We start from the raw sequence: 17,142 nt of genomic DNA on the forward strand, positions 1-17,142 counted from the left end.
ACGCGGCGCCTCGCTCAGCTCCACGTCGCGGAGCGCCGCGGATGACGGGTCTCGATGGCCTCGGCGTGTCCCCGCAGCCCGCGCGCGGCCGGGAGGTTGCCGTGCTCCTCAAAGACGTCGGCGAGGGAGAGCCCGAGGACGACGATCTGCTGGGGCTTCTCCAGCGCGCCGACGGCCGGGGCCACGGAGCCGAGCAGCTCGAACGCCCGCCGCCACGCCATCGCCGCGGCGTCCGGCATGTCGGCGTTGAGCGCCGCGTGACCGGAACAGCGGTGCATGTCCGCGGCGAACTCGCGGCTCCCGCGGCGGTTCGCCAGCTCGCCGGCGCGCGCATAGGCCTCGGACGCGTCCAGGAAGCGGCGTTGCTTGCTGTGCAGGCTCGCGAGCGACGCGTAGGCCTCGGGCACGATCGCGAACAGGCCGCGCCGCTCCGCGTCCTTCAGCGCGGCGACGAACACCCGATGCCCCTCCTCGACCACGCCCGCCGCGATCAGCGAGCGCGCGCGCTGCATGGCGATGTGGATGGCCTCCTCGCCCAGCCCGCGGCTCGCCAGCATCTCCTCGGCCTGCCCCTGGAGCTGCGCGGCCTCGGCGTGCCGGCCCGCATGAAAACACTTGTCCGCCTCGTGCAGGAGGCGCCGCGCGGGGAGGAGCTCGGGCGCGCGGAGGAGCGAGCCGGGGGCGATGCGTACCTCCAGGTCGGCGGGGAGGTGCCGCCCGCGGGCCGAGAGATCGCTGAGCACGCGCTCGAGCTCGGCGATCGCTGCGCCGTCGGCCTCCGGCCACACGACGCGGGACGCGCCTTCGCCGAGGCGCGCGAGCAGATCGCCGACGCTCGAGTGGGCAGGGTCGACGAGGACCCAGCGCACGAGCGCGAGCTCGGGCCGCTGCGCGAGCCAGAGGACGTCGCGGGCGTAGGCGCGCGGGTCCTCGACGTGCTGTGGTGCCAGCACGACGACGGCGATCCCATCCGGGGCGCTGCCGGCGAGGTGAGCGGCGAGGGCGTCCGCGAAGGCGTCGAGCGGCTCGCGCAGCGGGGCGGGCTCGGGCGTCGCGAGCGCCGCCGGGGCGCCGAGCTCGCGCGACAGCGAGCGCTCTCGGGCCGCCCAGCCGCGGCTGGGCCCGTAGACCGGATCTGCCAGGACCCACACGGGGCAGGGCGCCGAGCCTGCTTCGCCGAGCGCCCGCAGCAGGGCCAGCGTGTGCCCGTGGATGTGTGCCGGCACGATCACGTGCAGGAGGCGGGCTCGCTCGCCCGTGAAGATGGCGCTGAGCGCGCCGGCGAAGTCGTGGGTCATGTCGCGGTTCCGGGCGGATTCTTGCTCCGATCGCCGCGGAGGCCAAGCGGAGGCGCCTGCGTTGCCGGGTGGGGCGCCTGCGCCACGAGCGCCGTCCTCTTGGGAATCCGGGCGGGCGGCCATTGCGCGTCGCAGGACGCCACGGTCGAGGCGATGTGTCTCAGCGGATCGCTCCAGGATGCGGGGGGCGCGGCGACGAGGAGCTCGCGCAGGCGCTTGGTCGCGTTTGGCCCGGGCATTGCTGACTGCCATTGCTGACTGAAGGAAGTCTGAACGCCGAAGCGAAAGCTGAAGCCGAGCGCTGGACGAGGACAGCTCGAAGCCAGCGTCGAGAGTCGTCGAGAAGCCGCCGGACGTGCCGAGGGGGCAAAGCCGCCGGGCGCGGCCCTGCGCGGAGGAGAGGGTACCGTGAATACAGGGATTCGATCGCTGCTCCTGGGCAGCATCATCATCGGTTCCGTCGGAGTGATCGGTTGCGGAGGCAGCAAGCCTCAGCCGGAGGGACCGGCAGAGAAGGCGGGCGAGGCCGTGGACGATGCGGCGCGCGACGTCAAGGACGAGGCGAAGGATGCGGCGGAGTCGACGGGCGACGCCGCCGAGAAGGCGGGGGACAAGATCGAGGACAAGACGGACTAGCAGCCCCGAGGCATCTCGGGTTGTTCGCGCGATGAGGGGTGAGCCCGTACGCTCGCCCCTCATCGCGCGTCGAACGGTGAGCAAGGCTGGCCGGAGCGTCTCGCGCGCGGGATCGCTCCGGCGGGCGAGGAAACCCAGACGACCCCGGCCGCGCCGAGGCGCGGCGTACCGTGGAGGCACGAACATGAAAGCGACGTCATTGCTCCAGAAGCAGCACCGCAAGGTGGAGTCCCTCTTCAAGCAGCTCGAGGGCGGCAAATCGGAGCCCGCGCTCCTGGTCGCCGAGCTCGCCAACGAGCTCGCCGCGCACATGGCGATCGAGCAAGAGCTCTTCTATCCCGCCGTGCGCCAGATCAAGGAGGACCTGATCCTCGAGAGCTTCGAGGAGCACGCCATCGCCGAGCTCGCCCTGAAGCGGCTGCTCTCGACCTCGCCGGAGGACGTCTCGTTCAAGGCGCGCGTGACGACGCTGAAGGAGCTCATCCAGCACCACGTCGAGGAGGAGGAAGAGGAGCTCTTTCCGGCGGTCGAGAAGGCCATCGGCGACGAGCGCCTCACCGAGCTCGGGAGGTCGATGAAGGCGGAGTTCGAGCAGCGGCTGGCCGAGGGCTACGAGACGCTCCTGCCGGCGGGCTACAAGAAGACGTCCGCGGACAAGGCGAGCCACGCGAACGGCGCGGCGCGGGCCTGACGAGGCCCGTTCGAGGAGAGAGGGCGAGCGGCGGTCCAGCGGTGGGTCATGAAAGACGCGATCGGCTGGGTCAGCTCTGGCATCCTCGTCCTGACGGTCGGCAACCAGGTCTACAAGCAATGGAAGAGCAAGACGAGCCAGGGCGTCTCCAGATGGCTCTTCCTCGGCCAGCTGGCCGCGTCGATCGGGTTCGTCATCTACAGCTGGATGCTCGAGAGCTGGGTGTTCGTGGCGACGAACTCGCTCATGGTCGCCAACGCGCTCGCCGGCGCGACGATCGTTTACCTCCAGCGGAGGCGCGGCCCGCCGCGGCCGGCGGAGGGCGTGGAAGGCGAGGTGACGTCCCGGCGCGCCTTCACGATTCCACCGGCCGCCGGCCCGCGGGGACGACACCTGAAGGCCGGTCGCCGCTCGATGGTCCGCCGTATCCTGTCTCGCTCGAGCGGAATTCGAAGCAGAAGAGCAGAGTTTCATCCGACACAATCGCTTCTCTCCTCACAGCTACGCGGAAAGCCCACCAATCGAAGCTGAACCGCTCAAGCATGCAAAAGTGAAGCAGGATCGGTCTATGTTGAGCATGCGTCGAATGCCCCATAGACTCGACGGATGCTTAACACTTGGACTCCTTGTGCCGTCGCGCTCGCCGCGGCGTTCACCACGTCTATCCTGTCGGGCTGCATCGGTGAGATGGGAGACGCGTCGCTCGATGGCGAGGGCAGCGGGCCGTCGAGCGGCGCCGATGTCGAGATCCACGGGGGAGGCTCCAGCGGCGGGCCGACCGCCGGCAGCGGCGGCTCGACCGCGGCGGGCACCGGCGGCTCGGCGGGGGCGACGACCGGAGGCGCCGGCGGCTCGTCCGCAGCTGGCACCGGCGGCTCAGGAGGCTCGGGGCCGGCAGGCGCCGGCGGCTCGTCAGCGGAGGGCTCGGGCGGCTCAGGAGGCTCGGGGCCGGCAGGCGCCGGCGGCTCAGGAGGTTCGGGGCCGGCAGGCGCCGGCGGCTCGACCGCGGAGGGCGCCGGGGGCTCGACGCCGGCAGGCGCCGGGGGCTCGACGCCGGCGGGTTCCGGCGGCTCATCCGCGGAGGGCGCCGGCTCCGGGGGCGGCGCTGGCGGCTCGGGCGGCGCCACGGGCGCGGCGCAGCTGTGCGTCGATACGATCAACGAGCATCGCGCCACGCTCGGCTTGCCGCCCCTCGCGCGGTGGGTCGAGGCGGAGTCGTGCTCCGATCGAGAGGCCGAGTCCGATGGGAACACCGGCCAGGCGCACGGCGCGTTCGGAGATTGCGACGAGAACGCTCAGAACGAGTGCCCCGGGTGGGGAGGCCCGCCGGGATCGATGATCGTCCCGTGTTTGCAGCTCATGTGGGATGAGGGGCCGGGGGAGGACTTCGAGAAGCACGGCCACTACATCAACATGAGCAATACCCGCTACACGAAGGTGGCTTGCGGATTCCACACCTTCCCGGACGGCAGCGTCTGGGCGGTGCAGAACTTCCGGTGACGGGCGCGACGAGCGCTCACGGATCTGCCGATCCACCGGGAGCCCGGCCCACGAGGGCCTCAACGAATTCGCCTTCTCCGAGCGCCGCCGCGCCCTCCTCGAGCTTGCCGGTGAGCCGCACCCGGGTCGCGCGGTGCACCCACACGTCGAACGCCTCCATCATGCGCCGCTCGATGGCCGCGCCCTCGAGCAGCCCGAGCGCGCGCGCGACGGCCTCCAGCGTCGACAGGGCGCCCTCGTGCGGCGCGCGCCGCAGGCCATAGCGGCTCGGCGCGCCCTCGGGCAGCGTGACCGGCTCGGCGCCGCGCGCGTCAGGGTCCCGGTTGACCGCGCGGCGCGCCTGGTTCCAGTTGCCGTCGGGGACGAGCAGCACCACGGGCTCGCCGGCGGCGTCATCGGGCGTGAGGGCGCGCGCCTCGGGCGACGGGAAGAGTACGAGCCGGCGCCCCTCCGGCAGCGGCGGGCGCGGACGCGGCGCGATCTCGCCACGGACGCGCACCTCCGCGCCCTCGAGCAGGCGCGCGACGAGCCGTCCCGTGTTGGTGCTCCTGGTGCGCTCGATCCGGTGGGTGAGCAGCACGACGCGCGTGCGCACGGGGAGCCGGGGCAGCGCGCCGCAGAGGCACATCTCCTGCGGCAAGCCGCAGCCGCGGCAGCGCGGCGTCCCGCGCGCGCGGATGGGGGGCAGATCGGGCGGCTGCAGCGGGACGAAGGTCATCGGATCAGGACCGGGCGCTCTCCTCGGCGGCCGAGGGTGACAGCCCCGGCGCCCGGAAGCACGGGGGATCGTCGCGGCCGCGCCGGGAGCCCGGCGCCCGAGCGCGACGCGGGGACGCCGGAACGCCGACGTTGCGCGGCGCTCGCGATCCCCTGCCCGGCGCGCCGCGGCCTCAACAGACGTTCGTTCGTCACGCCCTCAAGGCAGCGAGTGCCGCTTCAGCGTCGCCCACCCGATCTCGGGGCTCCCCCAGGTCATGCCGCCGCCCTGCGTGGTGCACAGCGTCACCTCCGCGCCGTTTGCACAGCTCGAGTAGGTCGCGCAACCGTCGCTGTCCGCCGCGCTCGGGGATCCCGTGCACTGGTTCAGCTCGGCCCACCTCTCGAAGGTGCCCATGGCGCCGAGGAAGGTGATGTCCGCCCCGTTCGGCGCCTGCTGAGCCCCGCCCTCGTAAGGTACCAGCACGTCCGCGGTACCCCGGAACGAGATCTCGGTCACCGGCCGCGACGGCTGGCAAGGCTGCTCCGACTCCGCCAGAAGGTCGAACGCGCTGGGAGCGACCGCGGCAAAGACGTCCGCGGCGTTGCAGGCCAGGTGGTAGGCCATCCCGCCGCCGTTCGCGACGCCGACGGCATAGACCCGCTTGAGGTCGACACACGCCTCCTTCTGGACCTCCTGGACCAGGGCACGAGCGAACCCCACGTCATCGACGTCGCGCGACGTGGTGCAGCACGGACCGATGTTCCACGCGCCCTCGATGCCCTGCGGCCACGCGACGATGAACCCTTCGGTCTCGGCGAGCTCGCGGTATCCCGACGCCTCGGCCTCCTCCGCCGGGGTCCCGCCCAGCGTATGAAAATCGAGCACCAGCGGCAGGGGGCTCGCGCCCGCGTAGCTCGCAGGGAGGCGAACGACGTAGCTGCGGGTGGTGTCCCCGACCGTCACCGTGCGATCGTTGTCGCCGGGCGCCAGCGTGGTGGCCGGGCAGGCGGTCGCCGTCTCGCCATCGCCGGGCACCCGGCAGAAGCCGCCCTGACAGCGGAACGGCGCGCCGAGCGGCTCGCAGTCGGCGTCGCCGCTGCAGGAAAGATCGCAGAACGCAGCGCTCTCGGCCGCGGCGCAGGCCGCCTCGGTGGGCCGCTCCGCCACGGCCACGCACTCGGCGCCGGAGGCGAGCGCCGTACACTCGCGGGCGACCGAGCAGGCGCGCGTGCAGACGCCGCAGATGCAGGAGAGGCCGTCCGCGCAGCTGGCATCACAGCTCCTGAGAAAGTTTGTCTCGCTCCCGGTCTGAGGGCCGATGTCCCTGCAGGCCGAGCCGAGGAGCGCCCCGCCCGTGACGCTCGCGAGGAGGCACGCGGTCACGACCACCCTAGATCTCATCGCCACCCCCGCTGTCCTGCTGGATCAAGCACTGTCCGATGTACAGAATGACCTGCGTGTACCTGTCCGGCCTCTCGTGCGCCGCGTTGAACGCCTCGACCTGCTCGCGCAGCTCGACCAGCTGGGCACGCAGGCGCCCCAGCGTCTCGTAAGCCCGCTGTTCGTGCGGATGGCCGGGCCACAGGTCGAGGGTATAGGTGCTCCCCCCGACGCGGTCGCCGAGGCCGGGCGCGGAGCGATCCTCGCGCAGCCGGCACAGGATGGTCTTCACCATCGCCTGGAAATGATCGAAGATCGCCGCCTCCCACCCCACGGGTGAGCCCAGCAGCACATAGAGGCTCCCGGCGCTGTACGTCGCCCCGGCGCCCTCCCCGGTCCGCTCGACGCGCGCCGATTCCACGAGACGCCCCAGGGCGGCGTCGAGCTCCGCGCGCTCGATGTGTGTCCGCTGCAGCAGCTCGTCGCGCGCGAGCGGGCCTTCCCGATAGATGATCGCCCAGACCAGCTCGTCGACGCCTTCCCCGGAGCGGAGCGCGCCCAGCTCGTCGTCGGACACCGCGCGATACACCACCTGAGCCCCCTGCCCCGCCTGAAAGATCAGGCGGCTCTCGCAGAGGTCGAAGAGCACCCCTCGGAGCAGGACATCATCCTCGCCGGCGAACGCCCTCAAGATCTCGGCCCTCGGCGTGATCCCCCGGCGGCGGATGTGGTCCAGCACGGCCTCCCAGAGCGAGCGACCGCGCTCGACCGAGCTCTCCGTGATCCGCCGGACCCGGCGCTGATAGGTCCGGAGCCCCATGCCGAACATGTCGGCGCTCACCTTGCGGCTGACCCCTTGCCGCTCGAGCTCGGTGACCAGGTCCTGGAACACCTGGTCTGCGAGCTGGGCAAGAGGGGCACGCCAACCGCCCGAGGTCGCCAGCTGGGCGATGAGCACGGTGGTCTGACGAACGATGGCATGAATCAGCTCTACCGTCATAAATTGATAAGTATCGACGAGAAACCTCGTTGCGCGCCACAGAGTAACGCCACACAGGCCAACGGGGGGAGTGACAAACCCGACACCCCCGGACGCGGGGAGGGACGACGAGCGGCAGACCATGGGGGCCCGCAGGGGGGCTGTAGTGCGAGGAAAGCCGCTTCCCTACGTGAAGGATGGATCTGACATCAGGTGAGGCCGCGAACTGAACCAGACGCGAGGTCAAACCGAACGGATTTTTCGACGATGCTCACCTCGGAGAAGCGGGCATCGTGATGGCTCTCCAAGTCGATGAGCGGGGGATGACAAATTTGTCCAAGGGGGGAGACGACGATCTCACCGTCTATTCGCGCGGGTCGCAGCGGCAATAGAACAAGCACGGTCGGACGCGAGCCGAGGGTCCCCGCAGGTCATGACCAACGCCCCCCAACAGAAGGTGACGACGATGAATTATCCTGCTCTTTCCTCCCGATTGGTGGTCCGCTGCGCTCTTGGCATGGCCTTGCTCTGCCTCGGAGCTTGCAGCTCGGAAAGTGACGTGAACGACGGTTCGGAGTCGGACAGCGCCTCAACCGGAGGGACGACGGGCACCAGCGGTTCCACGACCGGAGGTTCGACGAGCGGTGGGACAGGTGCTGGAACCTCGAGCTCTGTCGGAGTGACCACGGGGACGACCGGAGCGGGAGGAGCCCCGAGCGGCGGCACCGGCGGCGCATCCGGCACGGGCGGAGGCGGCAGCGGCGGCGCAGACGCGAGCGGCCCAGCGTCGGTGGGCAGCACGAGCACGGGCGGCGATCCCGGGACGGGTGGCGGGGATGACGGCCTGCCCCCGACAGGCAACAACTCGGTTGCGTACACCGGCTGCTCGATGGCCAACAACATCGGCACCGGCTACAAGCGCGTTGGCGGCAAGATCATGTGGAACTCGGACAATTATCAAACGGGCGCCATGGTGGTCCAGAACTGGACCAACCCGAACAGCTCTTCTTGGCAGCTCTTCGACCAGAAGATGGCTTCGATCGGAGGGAAAGACGTCGTCAAAGCCATCATGGTCCAGATCTGCATCTTGTCCCAGAAGGCGACCGACAAAGAGCTCCGCGACATGGTCAACGCGGCGCGCCAGCACGTCAACCCGGGCACGCACATCTACATCGTCGGTCAGCCTGTCTACAACGCGGGACACGACTGCTTCATCGCGGGAACGGGCGGCGCCGATTGGACCGACATGAAGGCACAAGAGCTGGCCAAGGACCCGACCATCAACGAGAACATGAGCTACCTCGGGAAGTTCATCCTCAACAACGACGCGGGCGAGGTCAGCGACGGCTGCCACGCCAGCAGCCCGAAGGGCGAGAACGTGCTGGGAGAGCAGGCGAAGGCGTTCTTCGGGGGCTGATCGGGGCGCAGGCCCAGCGAGACCGAGCTGCGATGTCGACGGGCGCGCGCCACGCGTAGTGGCGGACCATCGTGGGTGACCTATGATTTCGCTTGCCCCTCCTTACCACACCGTCTGCATCGCATTATTCGGGCTGCTGCTCTCGGCAGGCTGCACCTGCGGGAACGATGAGAGGACCGCGGTGGACGAGACGATCGCGAAGGACCAAAGCAGCGGCCGCGCGGGCGCATGGGCTGGAGCGGCGCCAAGTTGCACCGGGCTGCCGGCGACCTGCGGGCCCTCGGGAACGAGGACTGCTGCGAGAGCCTGCTGGTCCCCGGCGGAACTTTCGCTCGAAGCTACGACGGCGTGGACTATCTGGACCGGAGCTACCCGGCGACGGTGAGCGACTTCTACCTCGACAAGTACGAGATCACCGTGGGTCGGTTCCGAGCGTTCGTGAACGCAGGCATGGGCACGCAGGCCAGCCCGCCTGGGGATGGCGCGGGCGCACATCCAAAGATCCCAGGCTCTGGCTGGAGCTCGGCGTGGAACACCAAGTTGCCGCCGAACACGGCTGCCCTAAGAAGCGCCCTGAAGTGCTTTGTCCATCAGAGCTGGACGGACACGGCGGGGGGCGACGAAAACAAGCCGAGCAACTGCCTGGACTGGTACGCGGCGTTCGCGTTCTGTGCGTGGGACGGGGGACGGCTGGCGACAGAGGCGGAGTGGAACTACGCGGCCTCCGGGGGCAGCGAGCAAAGGTACTATCCGTGGTCGAAGCCAGCGACGTCTACGGCAATCGATGACAGCCACGCGGTGTACTGCGGCGGCACCTGCAGCCTGCAGAACGTCGGTTCGAAGTCGCCCAAGGGCGACGGGAGGTGGGGGCAGTCCGACCTCGGCGGGAACGCGTGGGAATGGACGTTGGACTGGGACCCGGTCCAGTACCCAATGCCATGTCATGACTGCGCCGCCGTGACAGCAGGCTCCTACCGGGCTTTCCGGAGCGGCAGCAACGACGATCTCGCCCCGACCCTGCGGTCAGCCACCCGCCACGTCTACTACCCCGAGCTCCGAGGCAACATCGGGTCGCGTTGCGCCAGAAGCCTCCTCCCTCAACCCACGCACCGTCAGCACCAGCTCCTCCAGCGTGTCGACGATGCGATCGGCGCCCGCGGCCTCTAGCTCGGCGCGCGACCCATAGCCCCAGGTCACCCCGATCGCCACGAGGCCGTGCGCCTTGGCGCCGAGGATATCGTGTTCGCGGTCGCCGATCATGCACGCGTCGGCGGGGGTGAGCGACTCGCGCTCGAGCGCGTGCGCGATGAGCTCGGCTTTGGTCGAGCGCTCGCCGGACAGCTCGGCGCCGTAGACGCGGGGCACGTGCGAGCGAAGGCCGAAGTGGTCGATGATGCGCTCGGCGTAAACGGCCGCCTTGCTGGTGACGAGGCAGAGGCCGTGGCCCGCCTGGCAGAGCTGCGCGAGCGCCTCTGGCACGCCGGCATACACGCTGTTCTCGAAAAGGCCGATCGTGCCGAAGCGCTCGCGATAGACGCGCACCGCCTCCTCGATGCGGACGCTGTCGCGCGTCGCCAGGATCTCGGCGAACGCCTCGCGCAGCGGCGGACCGATGAAGCGGCGCACCTCGTCGAGGCTGATCGAGCCGTGCCCGAGCACATGGGCCGCGTGCACGAAGCAGGCGGCGATGCCAGGGGCCGGATCCGTCAAGGTGCCGTCGAGATCGAGAAACAACGTGCGCATGGGGGCGCACGTAGGGCACCGAAGGGGGCGGCGGCAAGGGTCGCTGCTCCCCCGCGCGCACGAGCGGCATCGCCTTCCATCACCTGAGGTGAGCGCGGCGATTCGCCGCTGATGTGCCGCTCGAGAGCCTCACATGTCACGGTCGCCGTCACGCTCTGACCGTGACGTCGCGCACCGCCGGGCCCGCCTGCGCTACGCGAGCGGCCGAGGCGGGGCCGGGCGGCTGGGCGCATAAGCTCGGAGAAATGCGCGCACCCCCTCGACGAGGATCTCTCGCATGCGGGCGTCCTTCGTGGTGATGGCCGGTCCGAACGCGTTGGCGGCGAGCAAGATGGTCAGCGCGATGAAATGATCGGCCGCCAGCCGGGGGTTCGGCGCGTCGAGCAGCCCTGCACGCGCAAATTCGGCGAACCGCTCCGCGATCGCCTCTTCCGGAGCGTTCATCATCCAGTGGTCGCGATCGCGCAGCTGGGACAGATGAACAGACTCCATCGTTACCAGTCGTATGAGGGAAAGATAGTCCACCGAGCCGAGCATCTCGGTCACGATCCGCACCGAGAAGGTGATCAAGGCGTCCTCCAGGTCCGTGACGTGCGTCAAGGTGTCCTCGATAGCCTGCCGGATCGCCGCGATGAGCAGGTCACCTGCCGACTCGACGACGGCCAGCAAGAGAGCCTGCTTGTCGCCGAAGTAGTCATACACCGTCCTCTTGGAGACGCCGGCGCGAGCGGCGACAGCATCGACGCTCGAGCGGTCGAACCCGTCGACCAGGAACAGCTCCCGGGCCGCCACGAGAATGGCGGATCGCTTTTGCGCGGACCCTTCACGAAGGGCCTTTTGTGCGCCAGTGGAGGACATGCACCTCCAAGTATAGCCCATTTCGGCCTCTTTTTGCGCTGGCCTTTGTACACTACACGGTGTAGTGTAGCTGGCGTCAGAGCTCCCTGGGCCGAGTGGACCGCGGTCGGCAGCTGCTTGCCTGCCTCATGGCAGCGGGCGGGTCGCGCCGATCTATCGAGGATGGGCCCTCCGCGGCTGCGAGCTCCCACCGAAGGAAGGCGGACACATGGCGACTTCGCGGAACAAGAAGATCCTGATCTCCGGCGCGAGCATCGCCGGCCCCGTGCTCGCGTACTGGCTTCACAGGTACGGCTTTCAGGTCACGGTGGTGGAGAAGGCTGGCGCTGTGCGAAGCGGCGGCTACCCCATCGACATCCGGGGCACCGCGATCGACGTCGTGAAGCGCATGGGCGTGTTATCGCGCATCGCAGCCGCGCACATCGACTCGCGCAAGATCACGTTCGTCGATGGCGACGGCGCGATCCTCGGGTCGATCCGGCCCGAGACGCTCACCGGCGGCAAGGAAGGCCGGGATCTGGAGCTGCCTCGCGGAGAGCTCACGACGGTGCTCTACGACGCCGTCCGAGATGACGTCGAATTCCGCTTCGGCGACTCCATCACCACCTTGAACGAGCACGGCGGCGGCGTCGATGTGCACCTCCAGAGCGGCCTGCAACGCCCCTTCGACCTGGTCATCGGCGCTGACGGATTGCACTCGAACACACGGCGGCTCGCCTTCGGGCCCGAGGCGCAGTACCACCGTTATCTCGGCTACTGCTTTGCAGGTTTCACCATCCCCAACACCCTCGGGCTCTCTCACGAGGCGTTCATCAGCAACACGCCCGGGAAGGCGGCCGTGCTGTTCGCGGCCGGCGACAGCGATCGCCTGCACGCCTTCCTGACCTTCGCCCGTCCCCAGCCTCCCTTCTCGGAGTTCGCCGACATCGAGGCGCAGCGAAGGTTGACCGCCAGTGTCTTCGCCGGCGCCCGCTGGGAAGTACCGCGGATGCTCGCCGCCCTGCAGGAGGCCACCGATGTCTTCTTCGACGTCGTCAGCCAGATCCACATGCCTCGATGGTCGAAGGGAAGGGTCGCCCTTGTGGGAGACGCGGCCCACGCTCCGTCGTTCTTGTCGGGCCAAGGTACGAGCACCGCCATGGTCGGCGCCTATGTCTTGGCCGGCGAGCTGGCGACCCATTCCGACCCCGGCGCCGCCTTCGCCTCGTACGAGCGCGTCATGAGGCCGTTCGTCGAGGTGAACCAGTCGCTCGCCGACGGCGGCGCGACCAGTCTGATCCCCGCCACATCGCGAGCGCTGTGGATCCGGAATCAAGCGCTCCGGGTGGCACCATGGCTGGCGCGCACGGGGCTGCCCGGTCGCAAGGGCCGTAAGGCCTCGACGGCGCTCACCCTCCCCCTCTACGGCGTCTAGGCCAGAGGATGGCCCGCGATCGCACGACGAGGAGGGGAGCGCCGAGGGCGGCCGGATACGAGCCTCATTTGCGTCGCGCGACGATCCCGATCACCGAGGGCGCCCCCTGCTCTTCCCAGAGCGCCTCGCAGCGCTCGACCGCGAAACCGGCCTCCGGGAGCAGCTGCTCGAGGGCGGGCATGGAGAAATAGACCCGCCGGGAGAGCCGCCGGAGCGCGGGGATCCGCTGCCAGTCCGCGTAGAGCAGGGCCGCGTAGCCCAGGCGCTCGCGCACCAGGTGAATGCGACGAAGGGGACCGCTCAACCTCCACTTGTGGCGCCAGAACCCCTCGCCTTCCACGGTGGCGATGAGCTGCCCGCCGGGCTGGATGACGCGCGCGAGCTCCCGGAGCGACGCGCGCACCGGCATGTGATTCAGGGTGACGAAGGAGAGCCCGTGCGTGAACTCGCCGTCGCCGAAGGGCAGGTTCAGAGCGTCCGCCCACCACCACTCCGGCTCGCGCTCCGACGGCGGCCCGCTCCGGCCGAGCGCTGCGACGTGGAGCGCGAACAGATCGAGGTCGACGCCGACCGCGCGGAGCGGCGGCCGCGCCGCGAGGCTCCGCAGGATGTGCCCCATGGAGCAGCCGACGTCGAGCACGCGGCTGCTCGAGTCGATGGTGGCGTTCTGGTCGAGGAACCGCACCGTCTCGCTCGTCCTGTCCGCGCCGAGCGTGCAGGTCAGCACCTGGAGCGCGTCGTTCCCCTTCGAGGTCAGTCGCGGAGGATCACTGGCCGTGATCCAGCCGTGCCCGCGCAGCTCGTCATGGAAGCGGATCTCCGCGCGCCGCTTCTGCCCAGGGTGCTTCTTGAGCCACCTGAGCGTCGCATGGACCTCGACCGCGTTGCGCATCGCCCAGCCCGCTGCGGCGGCCGACGCGGCGTCATCGCCGGCCACACACCCCAGCTCGCGCGTGGAGTTCGGCTTGTGAACGTACCTGACGGCATGGACGGCTGCCTGCTCAACCGGCCTCGCGCCGTTCTCATTGCTCATTGATGTACCCCCGACACGCCCTGTGCGGCCTGTGTCGCGCCGGGACGCGCACCCTCGCCAAATTGCCCTCCACCCGAGAGGCCCGACGCTGCGAGGAGTCTCTGTCATATGCAACAGTGTGAAGCAAATCACACTCCACGGGCTTATGTGAACGTCCGTGGCGGCTGGAGAATCGTTATGATGTGGTCGTCGGCAACGCTGGGTAACGCTCGTTCCGGCTCAGGCTCGTCCCGCACGCACCTCGCGAGGAGCATCCCGTCCTCGACGTCAGCGATGCGCCCTGGCCGGCGTGCGGCGTCGCCGCGTCCCCGATGTCACCGGCAGGGCCACCGGCCGCCGTCGAGGTCGAGCGGCATCTCCATGCTGTTGAAGCCCCAGACGTTCGCCTGTTCGCAGAAGAGCGATCTGTCGGTCATGTAACCCGAGAACGGATCGTCGTACTCCACCTCGAACACGGCCTTGCCGTTCGCCAGGAAGGCGTCGACGAGGATCTGGCACTCTTCATACTCGAAGCACTGCTCGTTCAGCGTCCAGTCGAAGTGCGGCCACAGGTCCTCCGCCTGCTCGATGTCGCCCTTGAGCCCCACGGACATGCCCATCGCGTGGGCGAGATCCGCGATGAACCGGTTGTAGGCGATCTGGTCTTCATAGGTGAGGGGGAACCCGGAGTCGTTGGCGTAACCGTCGACCTCGTCGGGTTCGATCGCGTCGAAGCCCTTGTCCTTGCAGACCTGAAACCGGGCCCGCATGATCGGCTCGAGGAGCTCGATCTGCCGGATGTCGAGCCAGAACGAGCCCTCCCAGTGGTAGTCCGGGTTGCCTTTGACCGACTCCGGGAAGTCGCCGGCGTCTGGCCGATAGTCCTCGAACGCGCCGACGTCGACGTAGCAGATGACCTTGGCGCCCATCGCGTGGAGCGCGGCCACCGTCTCGGCGGGCGTGAACTCCCAGTCGATGTCGTAGACGGTGGGAGGCGGCGACTCGATGGGCGCTCCCGTGGGATCGACCAGGCCCATGTCCCTGGGATCGTCCAGATCCAGCGGATGGTCGATCATCCAGTGCCACGACGTCTCGAGCGCCGGGATCCAGATGCCAGGGTCCCCGCCGGCGGACGTCGATGAGGTGGACGTCGACGCCGGCGCGCTCGAGCTGTCGGGCGACTCCGGGCGCGAGCCCCCTGCCCCGCCCGGATCCACGCCGGCGTCGCCGCACGCGACGTGCACTGCCGCGAGGGCGAAGATCGACGACTTGACCACCGCGGACCACGATCGATTCATGATGGCGCTCCTTCATCGCTCCGGAGCTCGCCGCCCCGGCTGGGCGCGGCGATGTTCACCCGGCCCCCTTGCGCTGAGCAGAGGGGTGTCCTGTGCTTCCGGGTCATCTCCGCCTCGTCAAGAAAGTTGCCAGTGGACGACGCTTGAGCTCGTAAAGCTTCGCTGGCATCGCTTCCACCGATCGGTGTCCCGGCAGGCTACAGGCAAACCATGCTGGGTCAAGCCCTCCCGGACGGAGAGCCCTTCGAAGGACGCGGTCGCGAGCGACCGAGATCGATGTTATTGCTGGAGAAGAGGGCTCCTGCAGGGGTATTTGAAATAGTGCAAAGCCCTCCGGCAAGCTGCGGCAAGCTGAACAGCCCCGCCACTGCTCGGCCGTTGCACGGCCACTTATTCGCTTGGGAGGAGCAGGGCATCGAGGGCTTGCTCGCGCCTTCGTCCGGCGTAGAGATCGCACGATCGTGCCCTGGTCTCCTTGACAAGGTGGGGCAGCCGTCGGCTACGCTACGTTTCCACGATGGCACGAGGAGGTGGGGTCGGGGTTCAAGGCGCTCCACACGGCTCCCAGGACCGCGAGGCAATGAATGAGCATGTATTATTCCCATCTGCTCGTCCCGCTCGATCCGAGTTTCGCCTTCAAGGCGGAGGAGATGACGGCGTTTCTCGAAGCCGCGATGAGCGCTGGGTTCGTCGGGAAGAACCCCGAACGGTTTGTGCGGACGGACCCCGAGCCCGTCGGGTCGTTCGTGTTCACCATGTCGCGCGGGATGCCGAAGGCCGGCAAGTTCCGCGGGCGCAATCCAGGCTCGTGGCTGCGCCCCGACTCAGCGGAGGAGCTCTGCCGTTCCCTGGAGAATGATGACAACGTTCAAGCTACGGTCTGGAGCGAGCTCCGACCGAAGCGACCGCCTCTGCTCGCGCTCGAAGCGCTCCAGGACGGGGCGCGGCTCGACATGACGCAAGCGCAGTTCGACGACGTCTACTACGTCGCGATCACATGCCATCGTACCCAGGTGCCCGTGTCGATGTCCGCCGAGTACGCGGCGCTCGAATTCGGAGCGCGCATGGATCTCGCGGACGTTCCGCCGTATGCTATCGCCAATTACCCATACAAGGCCGGGCACATGGAGATCGCCGGAATCGCCGCCGCTCGGTCTTGGGTGAGCCTCACCTTTGGCAACTACGTTTTGCCGCCTGCCCGGCTCTTCGAGGACCTGTTCTCGCGCGAGGGAGGTCTTCCATTTGCCGTGCCCGACTTCACGGCGCTCGCCGAGCGATGCCTCGGCTGCGATCTTCGCCAAACGTGCCATTTTTGCTGACGTGCCTCTCCGTGTCCAGAGATCCGGCTCCGCGGCCGCCCAACCCGCGGCAGCGGCCGACGCCGCTACGCGGCTGAGCCGCAGGTGGTTGGGCAGGCAGATGAGACGATCTCGGAGAACCAAATGAGCCCCGACGAACTTGCCATGTGCAGCTGGCCCGACCTCCCGCCGAGGTATGCAGCAGCGCTCCGCGCGGTCGTTGCGTTTGTATTCGAGGCGTTCGAGCCGCGGGCGATCGTGGCCGCGGGGTCGGTCGTCCGCGGCGCAGGTGATCGAAGCAGCGATCTCGACATCTTCGTTGTACAGGAGCGTCCGTACAAGCAGCGTTTACAGCGGTGGTTCGGCGACGTTCCAGTCGAGATCTTCGTCAACCCGGCACGCGCAATTCGAGCGTACTTCGCCAGCGAGCATGAGCACGGTCGCCCCTCCGCGGCGCACATGATCGCCACCGGCTTCCCTGTATTCGGCGGCCAAGCGATCGATGCCCTGCGGGTGGAGGCCGCCGAGTGGCTGAAGAAGCGCGCCGTGCTCACTCCGGATGAGGACGTTTTCGCTCGTTATTCAGCGGCGACACTCCTGGAAGACGGCGAGGACATCGTGGAGCGCGATCCCGCCATGGCCAGCGCGTTGCTCGGTGAGGCGGCCATGGCGATGCTTCGGTACCACCTCCGCGCGGAGCGCGGGACGGTGCCAGGGAACAAGAACCTGCTACTCGAGGTTGAACGCAGCGACCGTGAAGTCGCCGAGGTGGCGCGTCGCTTCTTCGGTGCCTCCACGATCGAGGAGCGCCAGCTCGCAGCGCGAGCCCTGGCTGACCGCACCATCCGTGCACGGGGCTTCTTCGAGTGGGACTCCGAAAGGGTCCCCGTCCCGGACGACTGACATGGGGCGCCGCCC

General features: G+C 68.9%; 16 protein-coding genes and 1 pseudogene. 9 read left to right on the top strand and 8 right to left on the bottom strand.

The genetic code is table 11. The annotated features are described in order from the left end of the window. Window positions 1-14 precede the first annotated feature (14 nt). The gene (locus WME90_RS39060; protein WP_437277161.1) at window positions 15-1,298 is read right to left on the bottom strand and encodes a hypothetical protein; all 1,284 of its coding nucleotides are present in this window, start codon (window positions 1,296-1,298) and stop codon (window positions 15-17) included. Between the two features lie 408 nt (window positions 1,299-1,706). Here WME90_RS39060 and WME90_RS39065 point away from each other — a divergent pair, with 408 nt between their 5' ends. The 4 genes from WME90_RS39065 to WME90_RS39080 all read left to right on the top strand — a co-directional run bounded on the left by WME90_RS39065 (window position 1,707) and on the right by WME90_RS39080 (window position 4,125). Beyond that, window positions 1,707-1,934, top strand: coding sequence for a hypothetical protein (locus WME90_RS39065; RefSeq protein ID WP_437277162.1), 228 nt, complete (start codon window positions 1,707-1,709; stop codon window positions 1,932-1,934). 184 nt (window positions 1,935-2,118) lie between these two features. Then, the gene (locus tag WME90_RS39070; protein ID WP_437277163.1) at window positions 2,119-2,625 is read left to right on the top strand and encodes a hemerythrin domain-containing protein; all 507 of its coding nucleotides are present in this window, start codon (window positions 2,119-2,121) and stop codon (window positions 2,623-2,625) included. 48 nt (window positions 2,626-2,673) lie between these two features. Continuing rightward, window positions 2,674-3,156 (top strand): hypothetical protein, encoded by a 483-nt coding sequence (locus tag WME90_RS39075; RefSeq protein WP_437277164.1) that lies wholly within the window; start codon window positions 2,674-2,676, stop codon window positions 3,154-3,156. Window positions 3,157-3,231: 75 nt separating this feature from the next. After that, entirely contained in the window at window positions 3,232-4,125 is an 894-nt protein-coding gene (locus WME90_RS39080) for a CAP domain-containing protein (RefSeq protein ID WP_437277165.1), read from the top strand. 16 nt (window positions 4,126-4,141) lie between these two features. On the opposite strand, the gene WME90_RS39085 is transcribed toward WME90_RS39080, so the two are convergent. From WME90_RS39085 to WME90_RS39095, 3 genes are all read right to left on the bottom strand, one after another. Then, window positions 4,142-4,843 (bottom strand): tRNA-uridine aminocarboxypropyltransferase, encoded by a 702-nt coding sequence (locus tag WME90_RS39085; RefSeq protein WP_437277166.1) that lies wholly within the window; start codon window positions 4,841-4,843, stop codon window positions 4,142-4,144. A 198-nt stretch (window positions 4,844-5,041) separates the two neighbouring features. Beyond that, window positions 5,042-6,226, bottom strand: a complete 1,185-nt coding sequence (locus tag WME90_RS39090; protein ID WP_437277167.1) for an alpha/beta hydrolase family esterase — start codon at window positions 6,224-6,226, stop codon at window positions 5,042-5,044. Next, window positions 6,216-7,205, bottom strand: a complete 990-nt coding sequence (locus tag WME90_RS39095) for a hypothetical protein (RefSeq protein WP_437277168.1) — start codon at window positions 7,203-7,205, stop codon at window positions 6,216-6,218. Before WME90_RS39095 ends, WME90_RS39090 begins: the two co-directional genes overlap by 11 nt. 658 nt (window positions 7,206-7,863) lie before the next feature. On the opposite strand from WME90_RS39095, the gene WME90_RS39100 reads away from it, so the two are divergent. Next, on the top strand, window positions 7,864-8,601 hold the full coding sequence (locus WME90_RS39100; protein ID WP_437277169.1) for a hypothetical protein: 738 nt from the start codon (window positions 7,864-7,866) through the stop codon (window positions 8,599-8,601). A 228-nt stretch (window positions 8,602-8,829) separates the two neighbouring features. After that, window positions 8,830-9,627: pseudogene (locus WME90_RS39105) on the top strand (formylglycine-generating enzyme family protein); the annotation flags it as partial. Here the strand turns inward: WME90_RS39105 and WME90_RS39110 are convergent. Together WME90_RS39110 and WME90_RS39115 are read right to left on the bottom strand one after the other, a co-directional pair. Next, window positions 9,625-10,344 carry an HAD hydrolase-like protein gene (locus tag WME90_RS39110; RefSeq protein ID WP_437277170.1) on the bottom strand — a complete coding sequence of 240 codons (720 nt, stop codon included), beginning with the start codon at window positions 10,342-10,344 and terminating at the stop codon, window positions 9,625-9,627. The pseudogene WME90_RS39105 and the gene WME90_RS39110 sit on opposite strands and share 3 nt — an antisense overlap. 192 nt (window positions 10,345-10,536) lie before the next feature. Then, window positions 10,537-11,202 (bottom strand): TetR/AcrR family transcriptional regulator, encoded by a 666-nt coding sequence (locus WME90_RS39115; protein WP_437277171.1) that lies wholly within the window; start codon window positions 11,200-11,202, stop codon window positions 10,537-10,539. A gap of 208 nt (window positions 11,203-11,410) precedes the next feature. On the opposite strand from WME90_RS39115, the gene WME90_RS39120 reads away from it, so the two are divergent. Further along, window positions 11,411-12,616, top strand: a complete 1,206-nt coding sequence (locus WME90_RS39120) for an FAD-dependent monooxygenase (RefSeq protein WP_437277172.1) — start codon at window positions 11,411-11,413, stop codon at window positions 12,614-12,616. 64 nt (window positions 12,617-12,680) lie between these two features. Here the strand turns inward: WME90_RS39120 and WME90_RS39125 are convergent, their stop codons facing one another. Continuing rightward, window positions 12,681-13,649, bottom strand: coding sequence for a class I SAM-dependent methyltransferase (locus WME90_RS39125; protein ID WP_437277173.1), 969 nt, complete (start codon window positions 13,647-13,649; stop codon window positions 12,681-12,683). A gap of 314 nt (window positions 13,650-13,963) precedes the next feature. Continuing rightward, window positions 13,964-14,926, bottom strand: a complete 963-nt coding sequence (locus tag WME90_RS39130; RefSeq protein ID WP_437277174.1) for an endo alpha-1,4 polygalactosaminidase — start codon at window positions 14,924-14,926, stop codon at window positions 13,964-13,966. Between the two features lie 590 nt (window positions 14,927-15,516). Here WME90_RS39130 and WME90_RS39135 point away from each other — a divergent pair. Both WME90_RS39135 and WME90_RS39140 read left to right on the top strand, forming a co-directional pair. Next, window positions 15,517-16,245 (top strand): hypothetical protein, encoded by a 729-nt coding sequence (locus WME90_RS39135; protein ID WP_437277175.1) that lies wholly within the window; start codon window positions 15,517-15,519, stop codon window positions 16,243-16,245. Between the two features lie 123 nt (window positions 16,246-16,368). Then, on the top strand, window positions 16,369-17,127 hold the full coding sequence (locus tag WME90_RS39140; protein WP_437277176.1) for a nucleotidyltransferase domain-containing protein: 759 nt from the start codon (window positions 16,369-16,371) through the stop codon (window positions 17,125-17,127). Window positions 17,128-17,142 lie beyond the last annotated feature (15 nt).

This window comes from Sorangium sp. So ce375 (assembly GCF_051473855.1).
Taxonomy (GTDB): Bacteria; Myxococcota_A; Polyangia; order Polyangiales; family Polyangiaceae; genus Sorangium.